A 20,172-nucleotide genomic window follows, 5' to 3' on the forward strand; every position below is an offset into this window, starting at 1 on the left:
TGAGGCCTGCCGGAAGCTTCGCTCCGGCGCGGCGGGTAAATCCTTCGGCTCGACATCGGGATGCCGCAAGGTCGATATCGGTCCGGGTCCGCTGCCGGTCCAAAGCGGCCATTCATTCCGTGCGCGCTGTCTTGCGGAAATTAGAAGAGGATTTTATCCAGCAGTACCGATAAATTCTCAAGAGTTCATTCCCAAGGGGTATAACATGCTGCCCGCCCGGCGCTTCCTGCCTTCGCTCTCTCTGCTGGCTGCCTTCGAGGCGGCGGCGCGGACGGGAAGCATCACCGCAGCCGCCAAGGAGCTCGATCTCACCCAGAGTGCCGTGAGCCGTCAGATCAAGGCACTGGAGAACCAGATCGGGGTCGATCTCTTCGTACGCGAGCGGCAGACCATCCGTCTCACCGTCGCCGGCGAAAGCTACGCTCACGAGATCCGCGAGGCGTTGCGCCGCATTTCCAGCGCCTCGCTGAACCTCAGGGCCAATCCGCGCGGCGGCACGCTGAACCTCGCCATCCTCCCGACCTTCGGCGCGCGCTGGCTGGCGCCCCGGCTCGGACGTTTTCTCGATGCCAATCCGGGGATCACCATCAATCTCGTCACCCGGCTGTCGCCCTTCGATTTCCGTCTCGACGCAATCGATGCCGCCATCCACTTCGGCCAGTCGGTCTGGCCGGGCGCGGAACTGACGCTGCTGATGAAGGAGACGACAATCCCTGCCTGCAGCCCGGCCTTCAAGGCTGCCCACAAGATCGAACAGCCGGCCGACCTTCTCGACGTATCGCTGCTGCATCTCACCACCCGGCCGGATGCCTGGGAAAAGTGGTTTGCCCGCTCCGGCGTGCATGCGGAAAGCGTCCACGGCATGCTCTTCGACCAGTTCGCCACCGCTTCGCAGGCAGCGATGGGCGGGCTCGGCGTCGCGCTCCTGCCGGTCTTCCTCATCCGCGAGGAACTGCGGCGCGGAGAGCTGGTGCCGGCGATCGACAAGGAAGTCGAGAGCAGCGAGCGCTATTATCTCGCCTACAGCCGCGAGCGGGCGAACTATCCGCCGCTCGTCGCCTTCCGCAACTGGATCGTCGAGGAAGCCGAGCGTGAGCCGCAGGGGCAGGTGCGGGAACCGTCACCAGCCCTCTGACAGCACCTTTTCCAGCATGACGGCGAAGAAGTCGGCACTCTCGCGGGAGAGACAGAGCGGCGGCTTGATCTTGAGAACGTTGAGATGGTCGCCGGTCGGCTGCATGATGACGCCGAGATCGAGCAGGCGGTCGCAGATGCCGGCCGTCTCTTCGGTCGCCGGTTCCAGAGTCTCGCGGTCGCGAACGAATTCAAGCCCGAGGTAAAGCCCCATGCCGTGGACCGCGCCGACGAGCGGGAAGCGCTGGCCGAGCGCTTCCAGCCGCGCCTTCAGGTGGTCGCCGGTCTCGCGGGCGTTTTCCTGCAGGCGCTCCTCGCGCATGATGTCGAGCACGGTCATGCCGACGACGCAACTGACCGGACTGCCGCCGGCGGACGAGAAGAAGTAGCCTTCCTGTTCCAGCGCATCGGCTATCTCCCGGCGGGTGATCACGGCGCCGAGCGGCTGGCCGTTGCCCATGCCCTTGGCGACAGTGATGATGTCCGGCACGACGCCCTGTTCCTCGAAACCCCAGAAGTAATGCCCGAGGCGGCCGTAGCCGACCTGCACCTCGTCGGCTATGCAGACCCCGCCGCGCTCGCGGATCATGCCGTAGACCTGCTGCAGGTAGCCGGGCGGCAACGGGATGCCGCCGGCGTTGCCGTAGACCGTCTCGCAGATGAAGCCGGCGAGTCCGCCTCCGCTATCGTCGATCCGCTGCAAAGCCTTTGCCATGGCGCCGATATAGTCCGCGGTTGAATCCTTGCCGCGGAAGGGACCGCGATAGGTGTTCGGCGCCGTGACCGGATGCACCCAGTCCGGCCGTGTCTCGAGCGCTCTCGGATTGTCGGCGATCGAGGTGGAAACGGCGTCGCTCGCCACCGTCCACCCGTGATAGGCCTCGAGCAGGCTGACGATGTTGCGCGCGCCGGCATAGGCCCAGGCGAGGCGGAGGGCGAGGTCGTTTGCCTCCGAACCGCTGTTGACGAGGAAGACCGTGTCGAGCCCTTCGGGCGCAAGCTCGGCTAACCGGTTGGAGAACTCCGCGACCGCCGCGTAGTGGAAGCGCGAATTGGTGTTGAGCAGCGACCACTGCCGGCCGACGGCGCGCGCCAGCCGCGGATGGCCGTGGCCGAGAATGGTGACGTTGTTGACCATGTCGAGATAGGCGCGCCCGCAGACGTCGAACATGTGCTCCTTCCAGCCGCGTTCGATCTGCGGTGGGTTGGTATAGTAGTTCTTCTGCGGCTGGGCGAAACTCCTCTGCCGCATCGCAAGGAGTTCTGCACTGTGCGGCGCGGGAGCGTCGAGGCTGACCCCGAGCAGTGGCGATGGTGAAGGGCAGAGCACTGACCATGCGGCCGCCTGTTCGGATGTCGCGAAGAGCGGTGGCACGAGGTCCGCGTCGCGGCAGAGCTGCAGGCGCAGGCCGCCGACCGCGCCGGCGGCACCCGCGACATGGCCAATGGACTGGCCCGCGGTCACAGCCTCGCCGGCTTCGAGCGCGCAGTCGAGACCATCGATGTGAAGGCACATGTCGTCTGACACAAGCGCGAGGTGATGGCCGTTGCGAGCAATCGTGGCGTCGAAGGGCGCAACCGCCTCGGCACCTGCCGGCAGGCAGATATCGACGTGCAGTGCGCAAGTCGCCGGCGCCCGGTCGCTGCGTAGCCGCGTGTAGGAAAGCCGGTATTCGCCGTAGCGGGTCGAGGCGACGTCGGTCTCCGCCGCGGCCTTGGCTAGGAGCTTCCAGTCGATCTCGTGATCCGACCAGTTGTCGTTGACGAAGTCGAGGCTGAGGACCGAAAGATCGGTGAGGCGGACGTCCTCGGGGGCGATGCCGGGCAGAAGCCGGCCGATCGCTGGCATCGGCTTTTCGGCGGAGAACCCGACCGCTTGCAGGATCGCGGCCTCCATCAGTGAGAAGGGCACCGCGTTTGCGACCTCGAAGATCTTCCGTTCGTGGTCGATATTGCCGAGCACGTAAGCGTTGTCGGGCTCGATCGTCAGCTGTTGCTCGCTGCTCGCGACGAGGATCACCGCCCGTGCGACGACCAGCGGCCAGAGCGCCCGCAACTCCTCTTCCTTCAGCGGATAGAGCGCATGGAAGGCGCGGATCGCCGGCAGTATGAAGAAGGGGTCACCGTCGGCGTGATGCAACAGGGAGGCGCAGGTGACCGCGAGATCGGCCACCAGCCAGCCGGTCATGACATCACCGAAGTCGATGACACCGTCGGGGAGGAAGCGACCATGCTGGTCCCGCCGGCTGACGACATTGTCGTCGGTCACGTCGTGATGGATCGGCTGCGTCCTGAAGGCGGCCTGCAGCGGGCGGATGTGCTTTACCGCGGCGATCATCGCTTTGGCGATGGCGTCGCGCCTCGCATGGTCGGTCACGGAGCCGAGGAGCTGGAGCGCCACCGGCCCGGCTCGGCGCAGGTCCCATTGCAGGTCACGGTCAAGCCCCGGATGAGAGAAGTCGCGCAATCCGAGAGCGATCTGTGCCGAGAGGGTGCCGAGCGCCGAAACCGCCTGCGTCGGTAGGAAGTGCTGCCGTGTCAGCGGTTCGCCGTCAAGATAGGTGAGGAGACGGACCTGGCAATCCTCTCCGTCAAGGGAAAGCGCAAGAATGTGCCTTCCGGCGCTGTCGGCGAGGGGGACGGGCACGCGCGGCATGTTCTGGAGGCCCGCGAGGTGGTGCATCGCGGCATTCTGCGCCTCGAGTTCGATCGTCGCGTATTCGGCGCGGGCGATCTTCAAGACGAAGCGCGAGGCGCTGGTGTCGATCAGGTAGTTGCGGTCCTGCTGGCTGCCGAGTTCGCGGATCGCGCCTGCCAGTCCGTAGTGCTCCCGCAGGATTGCCGCCGCCTGTTCGGCACTGACGTTCGGCCGCGGCAGCCGGGCGCGCTGCATAGAAGCATTGTCGGACATGATTGGTCTCCCTCGAGAATCCTTGAACGGAGATTATCAGAGGAAAAGCAGGCGTCTATCCCGGCGACGCGTTCGTGCCGGGATAGACCTTTTCTGCGGACAATGGTCGCTGGGGCTCAGCCCATGCGCTCGGAGGCATAGGAGCCCGGGGAGGCGGGGAAGACGACGGTGCGGTTGCCGTTGATGAAGGTGCGGTGATGGATGTGGGCGTGGATGGCACGCGCCAGCACCTGGCTCTCGACGTCGCGGCCGATCGAGACGTAGTCCTCGGCCGACTGCGCATGGGTGATGCGGGCGACGTCCTGCTCGATGATCGGGCCCTCGTCGAGATCGGCGGTGACGTAGTGGGCGGTCGCCCCGATCAGCTTCACGCCGCGCTCGAAGGCCTGCTTGTAGGGGTTGGCGCCCTTGAAGCTCGGCAGGAAGGAGTGGTGGATGTTGATGATCTTGCCCGACATCTTCTTGCAGAGACTGTCGGAAAGGACCTGCATATAGCGTGCGAGCACGATGAGCTCGGTGCCAGTCTGCTCGACGAGGTCCAGCAACTGCTTCTCGGCCTGCGGCTTGTTCTCCTTGGTCACCTTGATGTGGTAGAAGGGGATGTCATGGTTGACGACGACCTTCTGATAATCGAAGTGGTTGGAGACGACGCCGACGATGTCGATCGGCAGTGCGCCGATCTTCCAGCGGTAGAGCAGGTCGTTGAGGCAGTGGCCGAAGCGCGAGACCATCAGCAGCACCTTCATGCGCTCGCTGGCGTCGTGCATGTCCCATTCCATGCCGAAGGTCTCGGCGATTGCGCCGAAATCTGCGACGAGCGCTTCGCGCGCGGCACCCTCTTCCGAAATGAAGCTCACCCGCATGAAGAACTTGCCGGTGTCGAGGTCGTCGAACTGCGAGGAGTCGACGATGTTGCAGCCTTTCCCGGCAAGGTAACCCGATATCGCCGCGACGATGCCGCGGGTCGACTTGCAGGAAACCGTCAAAACGTAACTCTTCATGTTCTCTCACCCTTTTACCGTCGCGAGCGGACTGGCGACTGCTCTAGCGCACTCGCCCACGGCACGCAAAGCCGTTGGCCCTTGTTTTCTGACTGCACGGGTTCGGTTTCCGGCGTTCGGTCACCTCCCGTTCCTTGAGTGTGAGCTTAGGGGGATGACAGAAAATTCCGTTCCGGTTGCGTCTTCTGCAAGCGATTTCCCGTCGTCGGGCTGCAAGGACCCGATCCGGACGGATTGTCCTCTGGCTTCCTTGACCTTTCCTCGCTGCCGGTCCTAACGTTCGCTTCGTCGTCGTCACGGGTGGGGTCGCATGTTCGCCGGTTCTTGTCTCAGGAGCTTTTCCTTTGTTTGCGCCGCGGCGGTGATCGCTGCTGTCTCTATCGTGGGCTCGCCGACGCAGGCGATGGAGGGGTGCTTTCGCGGCATTAATCTGTCGGGCGCCGAATTTGGCGAGCCGCCGGGGACGGCAGGCAAGGATTACGTCTATCCCTCGAATGAGACCATCGACTATTTCGCATCGAAGGGTTTCACCTCGGTGCGCCTTCCGTTCCGCTGGGAGCGCCTCCAGCCCCGGTTGGAAGCGGAGCTCGACACGGCCGAGCTCGCGCGTCTCGTCGATACGGTCGGACGCCTGCGAGAGCGAGGGCTGCGGATCGTGCTGGATCCGCATAACTACGCCCGTTATCGGGGCGAGCCGATCGGTTCGACAGCCGTGTCGGTGGCGGCGTTCGCGGACTTCTGGAGCCGGCTTGCGCGCGTCTTTGCAAACCAGCCGGATGTCTCCTTCGGATTGATGAACGAACCGCACGACATTTCAGCCGGCCAATGGTTCGAGGGCGCCAATGCTGCAATAGCCGGGATCCGCGAGGCCGGTGCCGACAATCTGGTGCTCGTTCCCGGGACGGCCTGGACCGGCGCCCACAGTTGGCAGACATCTCCTTCGGACGGAGCCAACGCCGACGTGATGCTCGGCGTCGTCGATCCGTCGGACAACTATGCCTACGAGGTCCACCAATATTTCGACTCCAATTTCTCCGGAACGAGTTCGAGCTGCGACCGCGCTTCGGATGCCGTTGCAGCCGTCGAGGCGTTCACGCGGTGGCTGCGCGATCACGGCAAACGCGGCTATCTCGGCGAATTCGGCGTGCCGGCCGGCGAGGCCTGTATCGGAGCTCTCGCCGACATGGTGAAGGTCGTCGAAGGCAATCGTGACCTTTGGGTCGGCTGGGCGTACTGGGTGGCGGGTGACTGGTGGCCGCCGTCCGAGGCGCTGAACATCCAGCCGACGATCGAGGGCGACCGTCCACAGCTCGCGGGGCTCGCCCCGGCGCTCAAGGATTTCTCGTCGTCGGCTGCGGAATGCCCGGCGCTCGATCGTCCCTGACACGCCCCTGGGCAAGTGCCCGCCAGTCTATACGATCGGCGGTTCCGAGGATGAACCACAAAAGTGCGGCCGTCTTGATGGAGTAGAGCGAGTTGCTGATGACCATCAGCAGCAGAAGGTAGATGATGACCATCGAGTGGAAGGACCAGGCCTTCGCATCGCGGATCGGTGCCATGACCATCAGGGCCCAGAGCGCGATGAAACCGAAGAGGCCGAACTTGGTGAGGGTGTAGGCAAGGCCTGAGTCGGCGGTGAACTGGTCGGTCACGGCGATTCCGAGAACCACCGGCAGGTCGAGATGCGTCAGGATTCCGGCAGTGACCTTGAGGCGCCCGCCGACGTCGTTTGCCCCGCCTTCCGTGCCGGTGGCGAGCCCGTAGACCGCGATGATTGCCAGCATGAGGAAGGGCAATACCAGCCATACGGTCTTCGGAATGATGCGGTAGAAAGGAATCATGACCGTCATCAGAACGCAGGTGAAGAAGCCGAAGCGGGCGTCGGCGAGGATGACGGTCAGGATCGCGCCGGCCATGACGACGAAGCGGTAGCGCATGCCGGAGCGAAAGAGCGCCCAGGCGAAGACGATGGCGCCGAAATTGCCCGCCGATACCGGTTCCAGGAAGACAGACGAGACACGGTGCTGACCGAGGAACGAGAAGAGTGAGCGCGGTTCCGGCCGCATGCCGCTGATGAAGAGACCTCTCGTCGCCCCGAAAGCCTCCTCGGGCGTGACCGTGCCGCGGGCGATGAAATAGCCGAGCACGTTGAAGAAATCGAGATAGAGATCCGTCAGCAGGTATTCGAAGAGTCCGAAGACGACCACGATCGCGATCGATGCGGTGACGAGCCGGTCGGCCAGCCGCAGATCCTGCACGCGCGTCCCCATGAAATAGAAGGCGATCGGGATCAGGATGTCGCGGAGTGCCTTGAGGTCGACCGCACCGCGCAATGCGAAGAGCAGAACCATGTAGCTCACGTAGAGCGCCAGAATGAGATAGATGTCGAGCTTGCGGGTGAACGCTGCCAGGAAGGCACTGCCGATCAGCAGCATCTCGAACAACATCACGTGGCTGTCGCGTATGCCCGTCACGCGCGTGTTCACGAAGCAGAGAAAGAGGTTGAACGTAAGACCGCCCATTACCGTGAAGACGGCGACATGGTGCCTTGCCCGGCTCATCCAGCCGGGGCCTGTGACCTCCGGGGCCAAAGGTGCCGGGAAGACGTCAGCGGTACCCATATTGCTTCCCGTCGTCGCGTGTGGCGGGCAGAAGGACTGCTGCAGGTGACGAGCGGGACCGCATGGTCTACGCCTCCACCAGGACTGTCCCGAGAACGATTTCCGCCTTCCCCCCGAGCGCGTCGACGTAGCCCGAAAGATGTTCTTGCGGCGTGTCCCTCATGTCGAGGATCGGTACGAGCGCATCCGCGTGGTTCATCAGCGAGGGCAGGAAGTCAGCGGCTTGCGTGCTGCAGGCGTTGACGATCACGATGCGGTGGCTGCCTTCCTCCGCCAACGCTTGGCCGGAGCCTCGGCGAGCGCGGAATAAATCGTATCTCAGGAGATCGCCGAAGGGACCAGAGTCTTCGCGGTCGCGCTCAAGGGCGCCGCGCAGGCTCGGTCGACCGAAGCGCGTCGGTCGCTGCGAGCGTTCGGCGAGATCACCGGGTGCGTAGAGCACGTCATGGCCGAGATCGAGGAGTGCCTGAACGGTGTCAGCGACGATACCGGTCGCTTCCGGCATCGGCTTCGGGGTCGAAAAGATTACCATCGCCGGCTCGCCGAGCCTTTCGATGAGCTGGCCGGCCAGCGCGCGGATCGCCGGATGGTTCTCGCCGAGCGGAAGCGGGGGCTCTTCGGCCGTACCGCGCAAGAACGGCAGGCGACCGAACAGGGATGTTTTCGCCTGTCGGCGCGGCAGCCTGATCCGAGCGAGCACAGGAAGTCCCGTCCGTCGGCTAAGGGTCTCCGGGGATGGGACCTGCCGCGCCAGCAGTTCGCGCAGCACGGCGAGCGTACTTCCCAGCACGAAGCCGAAGAGGCCGGCCGCCGCGAGAATGACGAGCTTCAGCACCGTGGACGATTTCGGCATCGGTACAGCGGCGGTGATCACACGGGAATTGTCGGTGTTTACCGATTGCTGCTGCCCGAGTTCCTCGGCGCGGCTGAGAAACGCCTTGTAGAGGGTGCGGACGGCGTCCGCCTCGCTTTCGAGCTGGCGCATCTTGATCTGTGCCGCGCTGCTGTCGAAGCTCGTGGCGCTCATTTTTTCGAGCTGCGCGGTGAGCGCCTTGGTGTCTGCGACAGCGCGCTCGTAGCTGCTCTTCATCGACTGACGAACGCGACCGAGCTCCTGCTCGATCGCGCTCTGCATGTTTGCGATCTGGGAATTGATCGCCTTGATCTGTGGATGATTGCCGCCGAGGCTGGTCGCAAGCTGCGAGCGGCGGTCGAGGAGATTGACGTACCGGTCGCGCAGGAGGCCGATCGAGGTCGATTGCAGGACTTCTGGAATGGCGCCGGACTCGATCGCGTCGATCGTGAGCTTCTTTGCCTGGTCATAGATCGTCCGCTGCCGCTCCTCTGTCGCGCGGGCGTCGATGAGCTGCTGGTTGAGGCCGGCAACCTGCTGGTCGATGACCAGGCCCTGCTGCCCGGTGCTCACCAGCCCGTTCTCCGCCTTGAACTTCTCGACCGCGAGCTCGGCCTTGAGCACGCGATCGCGCAGCTCGCTCGCCTGCAGCTGGAAAGAGCTGCTTGCGCGTCGCGCCGCGCTTGCCCGGGCCTCATCGAGCTGGCGCAGGTAGACGGCAGCGATCGAGTTTGCGATGTCGGCCGCGGTTGCGGCATTCGGATGCTCGGCGCTGATCGAGAAGACGAGTGACTGGCCGGCGCGCTCTATCGTCACATGCGCCTTGAGAACCGTGACGACCGCCATCAGCCGATCACGATCGTTCTTCGCCTTCTTCACCGCCGCGGCGAAGAAGGGGTCCTTGACGAGATCGAGCTTGCTCACGACCTCCTCGAGCGTTGCACGCGACTGCATCACGTAGATCTGACTGTCGACGGCGGGCTGGTCCTGCGGCGCCGGTGCCATCACGTTGACCGGGTCGGCACCGCCGGTAACCAGCCCCTTGGGGTCGAGGAGAAGCTCGGTGGACGAGGTGTAGAGCGGGGTCAGGCGAAGAACATAGATGAAGGCGAGCGCCAGGCAGACGACCACGGTGAGAATCACGTAGTGCAGACGGCGTCTGAGGATCCCCGGTAATTGAAAAATGTCGATGTCCATTTTCCTGCCCAAGACCGTATCCGGCCAGAGATTTTCGTTTTCGCAGTCTCCGGATGATCAATCCGGTGCGGGTTTGCGATCCCGCAGGACACAACGAGCGGCCGGTATCGGGAATCTGACCTATGGGCGAGGGCTTCCGGTAACCGCAGTGGTCGAGACAATGTTCGCAGATCATGGTTAACGGTTTCTGAAAGTCTGCGCCCGCCGCGGGCTCTCCGGCTACGGCGAGACGCCGGACACACGTGATCTTAAGCTTTTCGCGCTTTCTATTCGGCCCGAACGGAGAGGCGCGCGAGATCGGTTTTCGCGGTGCCGGAAGGATCGCCCATGGGCCCCAGAAAAGAAACGACGTCCGCTTCTGCGCAGCGCAGCGGGCATGCGCCGCTGATCGTGCAGGTCGTGCGGCAATACGCGCCGGGGCGGGGAGGGCTCGAGGACGTTGTCGGCAATCTCAGCCGCCTTCTGCTGGCGCGCGGCTATCGCGTCCGTGTCGTCACTTGCAACAGCCTCTTCACCGATCGCGAACGGTCGTTGCCCGCCTTGGAGGTGATCGACGGCGTCGAGGTCGTGCGCATCCCCTGGTCCGGCAGCACTCGCTATCCGCTCGCCCCGCAAGTGCTCCGGCACATTCGCGACGCCGATCTGGTGCACGTCCATGCCGTCGACTTCTTCTTCGACTTCCTCGCTGTCACGCGTCCTTTCCACGGCAGACCCATGGTCGTCACCACGCATGGCGGCTTCTTCCACACAAAGAAGTACGCGGCGATCAAGCGGCTCTGGTTCCGCACGCTGACGCGGCTCTCCTGCCTCGCCTATCGCGCTGTCGTCTGCTGCAGCCGTTCGGACTTCGATCTCTTCGACACGATCGCTGCCGGTCGCACGGTGCTCGTCGAGAATGGCGTGGACACGGGGAAATTTGCCGGCCTCGCCTCATCTCTTCCGATGCGGCGAATGGTCACCATCGGCCGGTTCTCCGTGAACAAGCGGCTGGAGCGCCTTCTCGACGTCACGGCCCGTCTGGTTGAGAAGGACCCGCGCTGGCACCTCGACATCATCGGATCGCCGTCGGACCTCACGGAAGCCGATTTGCGCCGGGAGATCGCCGCCCGCGGGTTGGCGGAGCACGTCGGCGTCCAAGTGGCGGTGCCGAACGAGACCGTGCGACGGCTGATTTCTGATGCGTCGATCTTCGTCTCCGCGTCCGACTATGAAGGTTTCGGCCTTGTCGCGGTCGAGGCGATGAGCGCCGGCCTGCTGCCGGTTCTCAATTCGAACGACGCCTATCGCAGCCTCGCCGGGCAGCACTCCGTCATCCGCCTTGCGGATTTCGAGGACGCGTCAAGGGCTTCCGACGCCGTCGAAGCGGCCTTTGCCGACCTCACACCCGACCCCGGAGCAACGCGACGCGCGCTCATCAAGGCCGCAGGCAGCTATTCCTGGGACACCGTCGTCGAACACTACGTCACAGTCTATCGCGACGCCATGGCGGAGTGACCCCGCCACCTGCGCGGAACCCGGTCAGCGGACTGTCTGCTGATAGATGCGCAGGTGCTCGCGGGCGATGGCATGCCAGTCGCGCGCCGCCATTTCCCTTTCGAGGACTAGCGGTGAACGCACGCGGGGAATCTCGCCATGTACGATCTTCCCGATCATGGCGGCGGCGTCGTCCGGGGAGGTCACGGGATACGTGACCTCGGCAAGCCATACGGGTGTCCGCTCGGTGTGAGTGGTGAGCACGCACACACCGTGGTCCAGACAGGCGAGCGCCGAGCCGCGCTTGTTCGAAACCCCGTCTGGGAAGGGCAGCAGGGCGATGGTCGCCTCGCTCAGCGTTTCCGAGACTGCCTCGGGCGACAGGTTCAGCTTGAGTTCGATGCCGAGGCGTCCTGCCGAGTCACGCACGTAGTCCACGAAGTCCGTATCGGTTTCGACGAGCGCGCCGATCATACGGGCCTCGGCGGCGGAGCCTCCTTCACGCATTCGCGCGATCGTGTCGATGAAGAACTCGATGCCCTTGTTGCGCGAGATCTGCCCGAAGTAGACGATGCGCTCTGGACCGCTCGGTGCCTTTCCCGGTGCAAGTCTCGGGATGTTGTTGCCGATTGGAATGACCATCAGGCGCTTGCGCGACCACGGGAAATAGCGCGCGAAGAGGGATCTCTCCTCGTCGTTGGAGAAGATCACCGCCTTGGCGAAAAGACTTGGAAGCAGGAACACCATCTTGCGCAGGATGTGGAAGATCCGGAATTCATGCAGGGTGACGAAGATGTTCGGCAGCACGAGCGGCAAAAATCCGGGCGACATCGATTTGCCGATGCTGAGCGACGGATATTGCAGATGAAATACCACGTCCTTCCTTCCGGCGTAGCGACGCCGTATTTCCATTATGTGCCGGAAGGACCAGGAATCGAGATACTCGACCGTCACGGAGGCGCCGGCGTCCCGAAGTGCAGTAGCGAGCCTGCCCGTGTAGTCGGCGACGCCGCACATCTTGTCTTGCGACGAGGCTACGAGGAAAACGATCTGCAAATGACACCGCGACAGGTTGGCAGGAACATGGGGAACGGATATCGGATCCCGCTTAAATCTCCGTAAAGCCGCCGATCGGCGACCGGCAGGGGTGGAGGGTTCCTTAAGCTTTTTCTGCCTAGAAGCAGGGAAAGCGATAGCAGTCTCGTGGCGGTGTCCGGGCGGATAGAAATTACCTCATGGCCAAAAGTATCGTTGCGAATTCGGCATTGAATGCAGCCGCCGGGCTGTCACTTCTCCTCATCGGGTTTGCCTGTTCCATCATCACCGCGCGTCTCCTCGGTCCGGAGGCCAACGGCATCATTGCCTTCTCGCTCTGGCTTGCCGTGACGGCCTCGCTCGTGGCTGAACTCGGAACCGGGGTAATGCTGCTTCGTCTGCTTCCCCAATTGAAGAGCCAGGGTTATTCGGCTGCCGACCGGCGCGGCTTTGCCGCCTATCTGCTTCGCCCCGTCATCGGTTCCACCCTCCTGCTGATTGCGGTTTATGCGGCGGTCTTTACGCTGGCGGAATACGAGCACTGGGCGACAAGCACCCCTGTCGTCGTGGTCATTACCGGAGCGCTCTTCGTCATTCAGTCGATAGGCTCGTCCGCCAAGAATTACCTGCTCGGCGAACAGCAGGTCGGAACCTTCTTCCGGCTCTCGGCGATCTCGGGCATCTTCCAATTGGTCGGCGTGGCGGTCGGGGCGGTGTTCTTCGGCATTCCGGGCGCCCTCATCGGCTACACGCTCGGCTTTATGGTTCAGTTCACCTACGCTGCCGCCATCCTTTCCGTGCGGGCGAACAACTGCGGTATCTCTCCCCGCTACCTGTTCGGCTCGTCCGTCCTGCTCTCGGTGCAGTTCATCGTCGACTCGATCTTCCTGAACCGGATCGAGTTCTTTTTCCTCGAGCGATATTCGGGCGTCGCCACTATCGGCTTCTATGCTGCCGCCATGTCGCTGGCAAACCTCGCGCTGCAGCTGCCCGTGCAGCTCACCGGCAGCCTCGTGCCCTACTACTCTGAGAAGCTGCAGATCCACGGCGGCAAGACGCTTCCGGCCGCGGTCTTCGAGGCGGTCGTCCGTAATCTCTCATACATAACCCTGCCATTGAGCTTCGGACTGGCAGTAATTGCGACGCGGCTGGTCTCCACCATCTTCGGTGAGGCTTTTGCGCCGGCCGGCCCGGCACTTGCCATTCTCGCGCTGGTCACGCCGGTCAACGTACTTGGCCTCATCTGCACCCAGTATCTTTTTTCTCTGGATCGCGTCCGCGAACGTCTGACGATCAGCGTCATTGGCGCCGTCACTATGATTGTCGGGGCCTTCCTCGTTGTTCCCGGCTACGGTGCGGAAGGTGCGGCCACGGTGCGTTTTGCCGTGTTTGCAGTCATGAGTGCATTGATGATGCGCCGACTGACGTTCGAGCGTTCGTTGGCGGGGCTGTACTGGAACCTGCTACGGATCGCGTTGGCTGCGATCGCCTGCGCCGGGGCGGCCTGGCTCGTCCTGATGTACGTTCCGGGACTTGCCGGTCTCGTTCTCGCAATCGCCGCCGGGGCACTTTGCTATATCGTGGCGCTTCGCGTTTTTTGCGCCGTCGCCGCCGAGGACCGGGCGGTGGCCGAAAGCATCGCATCGCGGCTGCCGGGGGCGGCGGGAACCGTGGCGCGCCGCATCGTGAAGCTGGCATTCGGCAGGCACGGCGCTTGCCGGGGCGAGTCTTGATGCAGGGAGGAACATTGGGGGGAACTCGATCATGAGACAGCAAGCGAGCCCGTCCGGTGCGCTCGGGGGGTGCCGTCAGCAGCGAGGCCGCTCGCCTTCTCCGAGACGATCGGGCTGTTCATGCCGGCCAACGGAAAGACCGTCGCGGACGTGGGCGTCCTGTTCGTCAGCCCCTGGGGTCTCGAAGAGATGTGCCTGCGCAAGTTCTGGCGCATCATCGCCGACGATCTCTCCGCTCGGGGGATCGCGAGCCTGCGTTTCGATTATCCGGGAACGGGCGATGCCCTCGACAGAAGCGATTTTTCGGGCGGACTGGCGATATGGGACGATGCCGTGGTGGCGGCGGCGAACCGGCTTGCCGCGATGTCCGGTTGCTCGCGCATCGTGATCGCGGCGCAGGGGCTCGGAACAGTTATCGCGCTGCGGGCAATCCGCCGCCTCGACGGCGTGGCCGGCCTCGTGGCGCTGGCACCGGTGACCTCGGGTCGTGCCTACCTGCGGGAAATGCAGATCTGGGCGAAGATGGTCGAGGAAGGGCTCGGTATCGCCAAGGAGCACCGGGCTGCCGAGGGGATCGTCATCGCTGGCCTCGCGATGCCGGAGGAGATTGCTGCCGATATCCGCAAATTCAGTCTTGCAACTCTGGAGGAGAAGCCTGCGCCGCAGTGCCTCGTGATGAAGCGCCCAGACCGGCCGGGGGACACGGAGTTCGCCGCGAAGCTTGTTGCACTGGGGGCGGCGGTCATCGAGGCCGATTATAAGGGCTATGACGATCTCGTCTCCAATCCGGCGACGGCCGTTATGCCGCAAGCGGCACGGTCGGCGGTGGTCGAGTGGATCACGAAGCTGGCCGCAGCGCTGCCGCCGTGTCCTACCGAGCCGCGACCCGAGACCATCCAGCCCGCCGTCCTGCACGGGCCCAACTTTCGCGAGGAAGGCCTCAATTTCGGCGAAGGTGGCAGGCTCTACGGCGTGCTCTGCGAACCGCTCGGCGAACGGAAGGGGGCGACCGTCTTGCTCGTCGGCACAGCCTACGACCGGGCCGCCGGGTGGGCGCGTTCCGGTGTCCGTCTGGCGCGCGATCTCGCAGCACGGGGCATTCCGTCACTGCGTTTCGACACGGCCAACGTCGCCGACAGCCCGCCTGTTCCCGGCATGCCGGATCAGGTTCTCTACCACGAGGCGCAATCCAACGATGTCAGTGCGGCAGTCGACGTGATCGAAGAGCGCCATCTGCTGCCCGTCGTCACCAGCGGACGCTGCAGCGGTGCCTATCTCGCCTTCCGCAGCGCCTTGCAGGACGCTCGCATCCAGGGCGTTGTCGCTGTCAATCCCTTTGTCTTCTACTGGGACCCGAAGCGGGACATCGACGAGTGGCTACGCTTCGTTCCGCGCACGCTCGGAGACTACAAGGGACGCCTGCTACAGGCCGAGACCTTCCAGCGACTGCTGCAAGGCCGGATCGACATCGCCCGCGCAGCGACCAATATCGGGCGGGCTCTCGGGCGCCGGCTGGCACGGCATGCGATGCCGCTCATCCATATGCTGCCCCAGAACCGGGTCATGCGGCGGGAGGTGGTCGGTGCGTTCCATACGCTGTCCAACAGGGGCGTACCCGTCGCGCTTCTCTATAGTGAGAACGACGTCGGCCTCGATCATTTCGCCGAACAGTTCGGGAGTTCGGCCAGGGGATTGCGACGCTACAAGAATGTGGACTTCACCATCCTGGAAGGCGCCGACCACAACCTGACGCCGGAGCCCGCCCGGCTCTCCTATTTTGACACGTTGAGCGCCGTCGCAACCGCCCTCGATCCGCAGCCGTGAAGCACTCCCCGGTTACGCTCTGCTCAAAAATGGAGGGTGGCCGAGGTCCCGACCTGGCTGATGCTGCCGGTCGGTTTCCGGTCGCGGGGCGTTTCTGCACGCGGTGACAACCTTATGCGCTTCGTCTGCCCGGGCGCGAGGTGGAACCAGTCGTCGTCGGCTCTGTACCCATCGACCGAGATGTGGACGGACTGGGCGAGGCGATCTGTCCGCAGTTCCATAAGCCATTCTCCATCCTCATCGAGAAGACCGGCCGAGATTTGCGCCTCGTGCCGTGCGGCCGCGCGACCGAGCGGGAAATGGAAGGCTTCCCCGAGCAGTTTTCCCGAGGCTTCGTCCACGATGCGCGCCACGGTGACGTCGTGCGACGGCGGCCCGAAGCGGAAGGCGTAGGTGGTGTCGAAAAAGGCGCCGAAGAGATCGGTGCAGGGTATCGAGAGAGCGCCTCTGGCCGGCAGTGTCAGGAGCCGCTCCCCGGCGACGACCTGCTGGCGTCCGTCGCGCAGGCAGGAAACGGACAGGCGTGCGCTGAGCGGCTGCAGGGACTCGTTCAGGACATGGACGTCGAGACCGTTCGTCCCTTCGTCGGTGAACGCGACACCGACGGGACGGAAGGCGCGTTTCAGCGCATACCAGACCGGTTTAGGTTCTCCGGTCGAATCGATAACGCCCCATCCGGGACCGGGAAGCAGATCCTGGAAGGTCCAGACCACCGCACCATTGCAGGAGGAACCCGGCCGGCGCCATTCAGCGAACGTCTCGGTGACGATCTCCGCCGTTACCGCCCTTGAGAGGGCGAGATAAGAGGCAGGGTTCTCGCGGCGGAGGCGGGCGGGATCCTGTCCGTAGAGTTCCTGAAGATAGTGATCGCGGATGTCCTCGAAGTCCCAGGAAGCGCCGCGGTCGCGCGGCACGCGCGCCTTCCATCGCGGATCGTGAACCGGTGCGACCGGCAGTTCGCGGTCAAGCGTCTCCTGCTGCGGCACATGGGCGAAGGCGAGACACTCGGCGGCGAAGCGTACATTGGCCCGCCGCGCGTCTTCGAGCGGGCGGCAATAGGCGCCGACGCCGTAATAGTGGGTCACCCCCATGTTCGGCGAAAACGGCATGGCGCCGCCGCACGGGGAATTCGCCACATAAGGAACGTCGGGACGCAGCGCCGAGCAGACCCGCGGCAGGATCTCGTCCGTCAGCGGACCTTGCCATGTGCCGGCGGGCAGTCCCATCATCGCGGCCTGCTGGTAGATCTCGCTGCCGCCGCAGAGTACGGCAAGCGAAGGACAGCCCTGGATGGAGGCGAGAAATTGTATCGCTTCCCGCTCCACATGGGCGACGAATGCGGGATCGCCCACCGGGTAATCGTAATTGGCGAACATGAAGTCCTGCCAGACCATAAGTCCGAGCCGGTCGCAGAGACGGAAGAAATCCGTTGTTTCATAGGCCATGGTGCCGCCGATGCGGATCATGTTCATGTTCGCTTCCGCGGCCTTCGCGAGCCACGGCGCATAGCTCTCCGCCGTACCGGGCAGGCTGACGATGTCGGCACTGGTCCAGACGGCGCCGCGACAGAAGACACGTTCGCCGTTGACCCTCAGTGCGAAATCCTTGCCGTCGGAACCATGTTCCACGGTAATCCGCCGAAAGCCGACGGGGCCGATCGAGAGACGATGTGGGCCGCTCAGGATTTCGGCTTCGTGCAGCGCCGGCTTGCCGTGCGTGCGCGGCCACCAGGCCGCGATGTTGGGAATGTCCAATCGTCCGCGCCAGATCCCGTCGGCTCCAGGGCAAAGCGGAGCCTCGTGTCCGCCGCACGTAATCCGGGCGTCAGCGCCGAGCTCACCGCTTGCGCAGGAGACCTCCAGGACGCCGGTGCCGTCTTCATCGAGATCGGCGGTAATCCGCAGGTCGGAGAGGGTGATGTCGGCGGGGCGTATCAGCTTGACGGGCCGCCATAGACCGACCGCGTGGACGCTCGGGCACCAGCCGGGCATATGGCCGAGCAGCGTGGTGCGGACGAGCCTCATGCCCTGATGGTCCATCATCTGCGGACGCCAGCGCGCTCGGGGGCCGCGTTTGTCGAGATGCGGCTGCAGGGCGCGGAAACAGATCGCTAGTTCGTCGGCGCCGGTGATCTCAATCGGCAGGTCGTGCGCCTCGAACATGCTCTCTGAGGTGAGCACCTGTACGCCGTTCACGAAGACCTCGGCGATCGTTGCAAGACCTTCGAAGCGTAGGATCGCCGGGCCGGGCGCCTCGCCTGAGAGCGAACGGAAATACCAAGCGTCCTTCCCGTGCAGCGGCTGCGGTGCCGAGGGATCGAAGAGACCTTCGGCCGTCAGCGCCTGTGCCACGGTCCCGGGAACCGGAGCCGAAAGGCGGGCGGCGTGGCCGTCGATCTCGGAGGGGTGCGAATAGCGCCCGCTCTCGGTCAGGAGCAGGGTCCAGCCGCCTTCCAGCGAGCGTTCATCTGCGCCCGGATAGATGCGATCCGCCATCGTTCGGTTCCTTCAGGCAAGCTGCTTGCCCAGTCCTTCCATCAGGCCGTCCCATGCTTCCGCAGCCGGTGCGAGGGCTCCGGTGAGGGGCTCGAACTTGCGCCGGGCGATCGCCCGGGCGAGCTGGAACTGGACGGATTTCGCCGTCTCCGAGATCTTCAGCGCTTGCTGGCGTTCGTCTCCGGTCGTTTCCGGCAGCAGCCATTCGAGATGACTTGCCAGAAGCTCGAAATTGGCACCGACCTGCCGCAACGTGTTGAAGGCGTATTTGTGGAAGAAGCCAAAGGGGCGTTCTGCGATGGCTTCGACCTGCGTCGGGAAGACCTCGGCAAACGCTGCGATCGGATTGGCAGAGGGCCGGCGGGAGAAATGATGCCGGATCAGTGCTGTTGCGACCTCGCGCGTCGTGCGCTCGTCCGTCCGCTTTTCCGGAAATTTCGCGAACTCCGTATAGGGCAGGAACGGCAATTCCTCGTGCGATGCTTGGCGGTGAAAGAGTCCGTCGAAGTCGTCTCCCTCGACGTGGAAGAAGCCGCCGTTATGGAAGTAATCCATGCTGCGGCTGGCCGGGTCGAGGCGGTTGATCGCGACTGTCGTCTTGCCGTGCTCGAGGCGATAGCCGACGCCGCGCGTGTCCGGCATGAAGAAACTGTCCATCTCGACGAGGCAGAGCCGCCCACGGGCGATCTGCTCGCCAACATGCGCCTCGACCGTGTCGAAGATCGCAAGCTCCGTGCAGCGGATACCGTAGAGGGCTTCGAGATCTTCCAGCGGTACCTTGAAGAAGGTGAACTGGTCGCCTTCGAAGTCCTGGGTCAAGGTGAAGCCCAGCATCGCCTCGGGCGTGAGCCCGAGCGAAGCCAGCACCTCGATCCAGAGATCGACGTAGCAGTTGGTCTCGGGCCACATCCGCTCGCTTGCGTGAAGGGCATGCGGTGTGTAGCCGGCGGGGTCCAGCCCGGGAAAGACGGCAGCCATCGGCAGGTCAGCCCCAGAGTGTCTGGCGTACCGACGCCGGCCATTGTTCAGTGTCGAGGCCGTGGTGATGGAAGAGCGCCAGCGCGATGCGTTCCAGCCCAAAGCCGACGCATGCAGTGTGGGCGACAGAGCCGTCTTCGAGGTTGAGGCCCCATTTCGTGCCGAAGGCATCCTGATGGTAGTTGAAGCTCATGCACGCGGTCGGGCTGGTCGTCGAGGTGATCGGGATCAGCAGCTCGAACTTGAGATTCTGGTCGCGCTGGTTGTTGGCGAGCATCTTGCCTGCACGTCCGAAGAACGGATCATTTGCGACGTCGATCTCAACCGGCAGTCCGACGGCCTTCATCATTTCGACTCCGCGATCCATCCAGATCTGGCGGAACTCGGTCACGTCGGCCTGCGTCCCCATGCGGACGTATTCGCGCATGCGGAACAGTTGCTGGCGTGCCGGGTCGTTGGAGGGCTCGTGGCGGAAGCAATAGGACTGCAGGTCATAGAGACCGCCGCCGGCCGGCAGGTTGCCGCGCTTGGCGACCGTCGGATAGAGCGGATAGCAGGCCGCCGGCGTCAGCACGATGTCCGTCGCCTTCTGCTCGGCGGTCCAGTCCTCGTCGGCATCCATGCATTTCAGCAGGCTGACATGATCAAGTTCGCTGCCGCAGAAGCTGTGCACCGTGCCGGCGAGCTGCGGGAAGCTCCGCATGTAGCCGCTTTTTTCGAAATAGGCGCGGTTCATGCCGGGTGGGAAGCGGATCGCTTCAGCACCATCGGCGCCGCCGAAGCGGTCGATCAGCCGCTCGAACGCAGCGATCACGTCTTCGAAGCGGCCGCCGCGGCCGTAAAGTCCGTCGACACCGGTCTCGATGAGGAGGCCGGAATCGAACAGGCGGTCGAGGAAACTTCTCTGCATGTCCATC

12 protein-coding genes and 1 pseudogene are annotated in these 20,172 nt (G+C 64.0%); 5 read left to right on the forward strand and 8 right to left on the reverse strand.

The features are described from left to right. Positions 1 to 205: 205 nt before the first annotated feature. A complete protein-coding gene (locus H4I97_RS01565) occupies positions 206 to 1,135 on the forward strand; it encodes a LysR family transcriptional regulator (protein WP_182306218.1) in 930 nt (309 codons plus the stop codon). On the opposite strand, the gene H4I97_RS01570 is transcribed toward H4I97_RS01565, so the two are convergent. Next, entirely contained in the window at positions 1,121 to 4,045 is a 2,925-nt protein-coding gene (locus H4I97_RS01570; RefSeq protein WP_182306219.1) for an aminotransferase, read from the reverse strand. The two genes, H4I97_RS01565 and H4I97_RS01570, sit on opposite strands and share 15 nt — an antisense overlap. 116 nt (positions 4,046 to 4,161) lie before the next feature. Next, a complete protein-coding gene (purU, locus tag H4I97_RS01575) occupies positions 4,162 to 5,046 on the reverse strand; it encodes a formyltetrahydrofolate deformylase (protein WP_182306220.1) in 885 nt (294 codons plus the stop codon). A gap of 310 nt (positions 5,047 to 5,356) precedes the next feature. Between purU and H4I97_RS01580 the strand changes: the two genes are divergently transcribed. Beyond that, the gene (locus H4I97_RS01580; RefSeq protein WP_182306221.1) at positions 5,357 to 6,430 is read left to right on the forward strand and encodes a glycoside hydrolase family 5 protein; all 1,074 of its coding nucleotides are present in this window, start codon (positions 5,357 to 5,359) and stop codon (positions 6,428 to 6,430) included. Here H4I97_RS01580 and H4I97_RS01585 read toward each other — a convergent pair. Further along, complete coding sequence (locus H4I97_RS01585) at positions 6,378 to 7,667, reverse strand: UDP-phosphate alpha N-acetylglucosaminyltransferase (protein WP_182306222.1); 1,290 nt, start codon at positions 7,665 to 7,667, stop codon at positions 6,378 to 6,380. The two genes, H4I97_RS01580 and H4I97_RS01585, sit on opposite strands and share 53 nt — an antisense overlap. Positions 7,668 to 7,734: 67 nt before the next feature. Next, entirely contained in the window at positions 7,735 to 9,717 is a 1,983-nt protein-coding gene (locus H4I97_RS01590) for a GumC family protein (protein ID WP_182306223.1), read from the reverse strand. Positions 9,718 to 10,044: 327 nt separating this feature from the next. Between H4I97_RS01590 and H4I97_RS01595 the strand changes: the two genes are divergently transcribed. After that, complete coding sequence (locus tag H4I97_RS01595; RefSeq protein ID WP_182306224.1) at positions 10,045 to 11,211, forward strand: glycosyltransferase family 4 protein; 1,167 nt, start codon at positions 10,045 to 10,047, stop codon at positions 11,209 to 11,211. 24 nt (positions 11,212 to 11,235) lie between these two features. Here the strand turns inward: H4I97_RS01595 and H4I97_RS01600 are convergent, their stop codons facing one another. Then, the gene (locus tag H4I97_RS01600; RefSeq protein ID WP_182306225.1) at positions 11,236 to 12,207 is read right to left on the reverse strand and encodes a glycosyltransferase; all 972 of its coding nucleotides are present in this window, start codon (positions 12,205 to 12,207) and stop codon (positions 11,236 to 11,238) included. 218 nt (positions 12,208 to 12,425) lie between these two features. Here H4I97_RS01600 and H4I97_RS01605 point away from each other — a divergent pair, with 218 nt between their 5' ends. Further along, positions 12,426 to 13,958: an oligosaccharide flippase family protein gene (locus H4I97_RS01605; RefSeq protein WP_182306226.1), complete on the forward strand. Its 1,533-nt coding sequence runs from the start codon at positions 12,426 to 12,428 to the stop codon at positions 13,956 to 13,958. A gap of 69 nt (positions 13,959 to 14,027) precedes the next feature. Next, positions 14,028 to 15,782: an alpha/beta fold hydrolase gene (locus H4I97_RS01610; protein ID WP_244658694.1), complete on the forward strand. Its 1,755-nt coding sequence runs from the start codon at positions 14,028 to 14,030 to the stop codon at positions 15,780 to 15,782. 23 nt (positions 15,783 to 15,805) lie between these two features. Here H4I97_RS01610 and H4I97_RS01615 read toward each other — a convergent pair. The 3 genes and pseudogenes from H4I97_RS01615 to H4I97_RS01625 form a co-directional block, all read right to left on the reverse strand. Then, a pseudogene (locus tag H4I97_RS01615) lies at positions 15,806 to 18,297 on the reverse strand (glycoside hydrolase family 2 protein). Then, positions 18,290 to 19,255 (reverse strand): DUF1839 family protein, encoded by a 966-nt coding sequence (locus H4I97_RS01620; RefSeq protein ID WP_182306228.1) that lies wholly within the window; start codon positions 19,253 to 19,255, stop codon positions 18,290 to 18,292. The pseudogene H4I97_RS01615 and the gene H4I97_RS01620 overlap by 8 nt, the downstream one beginning before the upstream one ends. Positions 19,256 to 19,262: 7 nt before the next feature. Beyond that, complete coding sequence (locus tag H4I97_RS01625) at positions 19,263 to 20,171, reverse strand: amino acid--[acyl-carrier-protein] ligase (RefSeq protein ID WP_182306229.1); 909 nt, start codon at positions 20,169 to 20,171, stop codon at positions 19,263 to 19,265. Position 20,172: the final 1 nt, after the last annotated feature.

Origin of the sequence: Ciceribacter thiooxidans, from assembly GCF_014126615.1 — a bacterium.
GTDB lineage: Bacteria > Pseudomonadota > Alphaproteobacteria > Rhizobiales > Rhizobiaceae > Allorhizobium > Allorhizobium thiooxidans.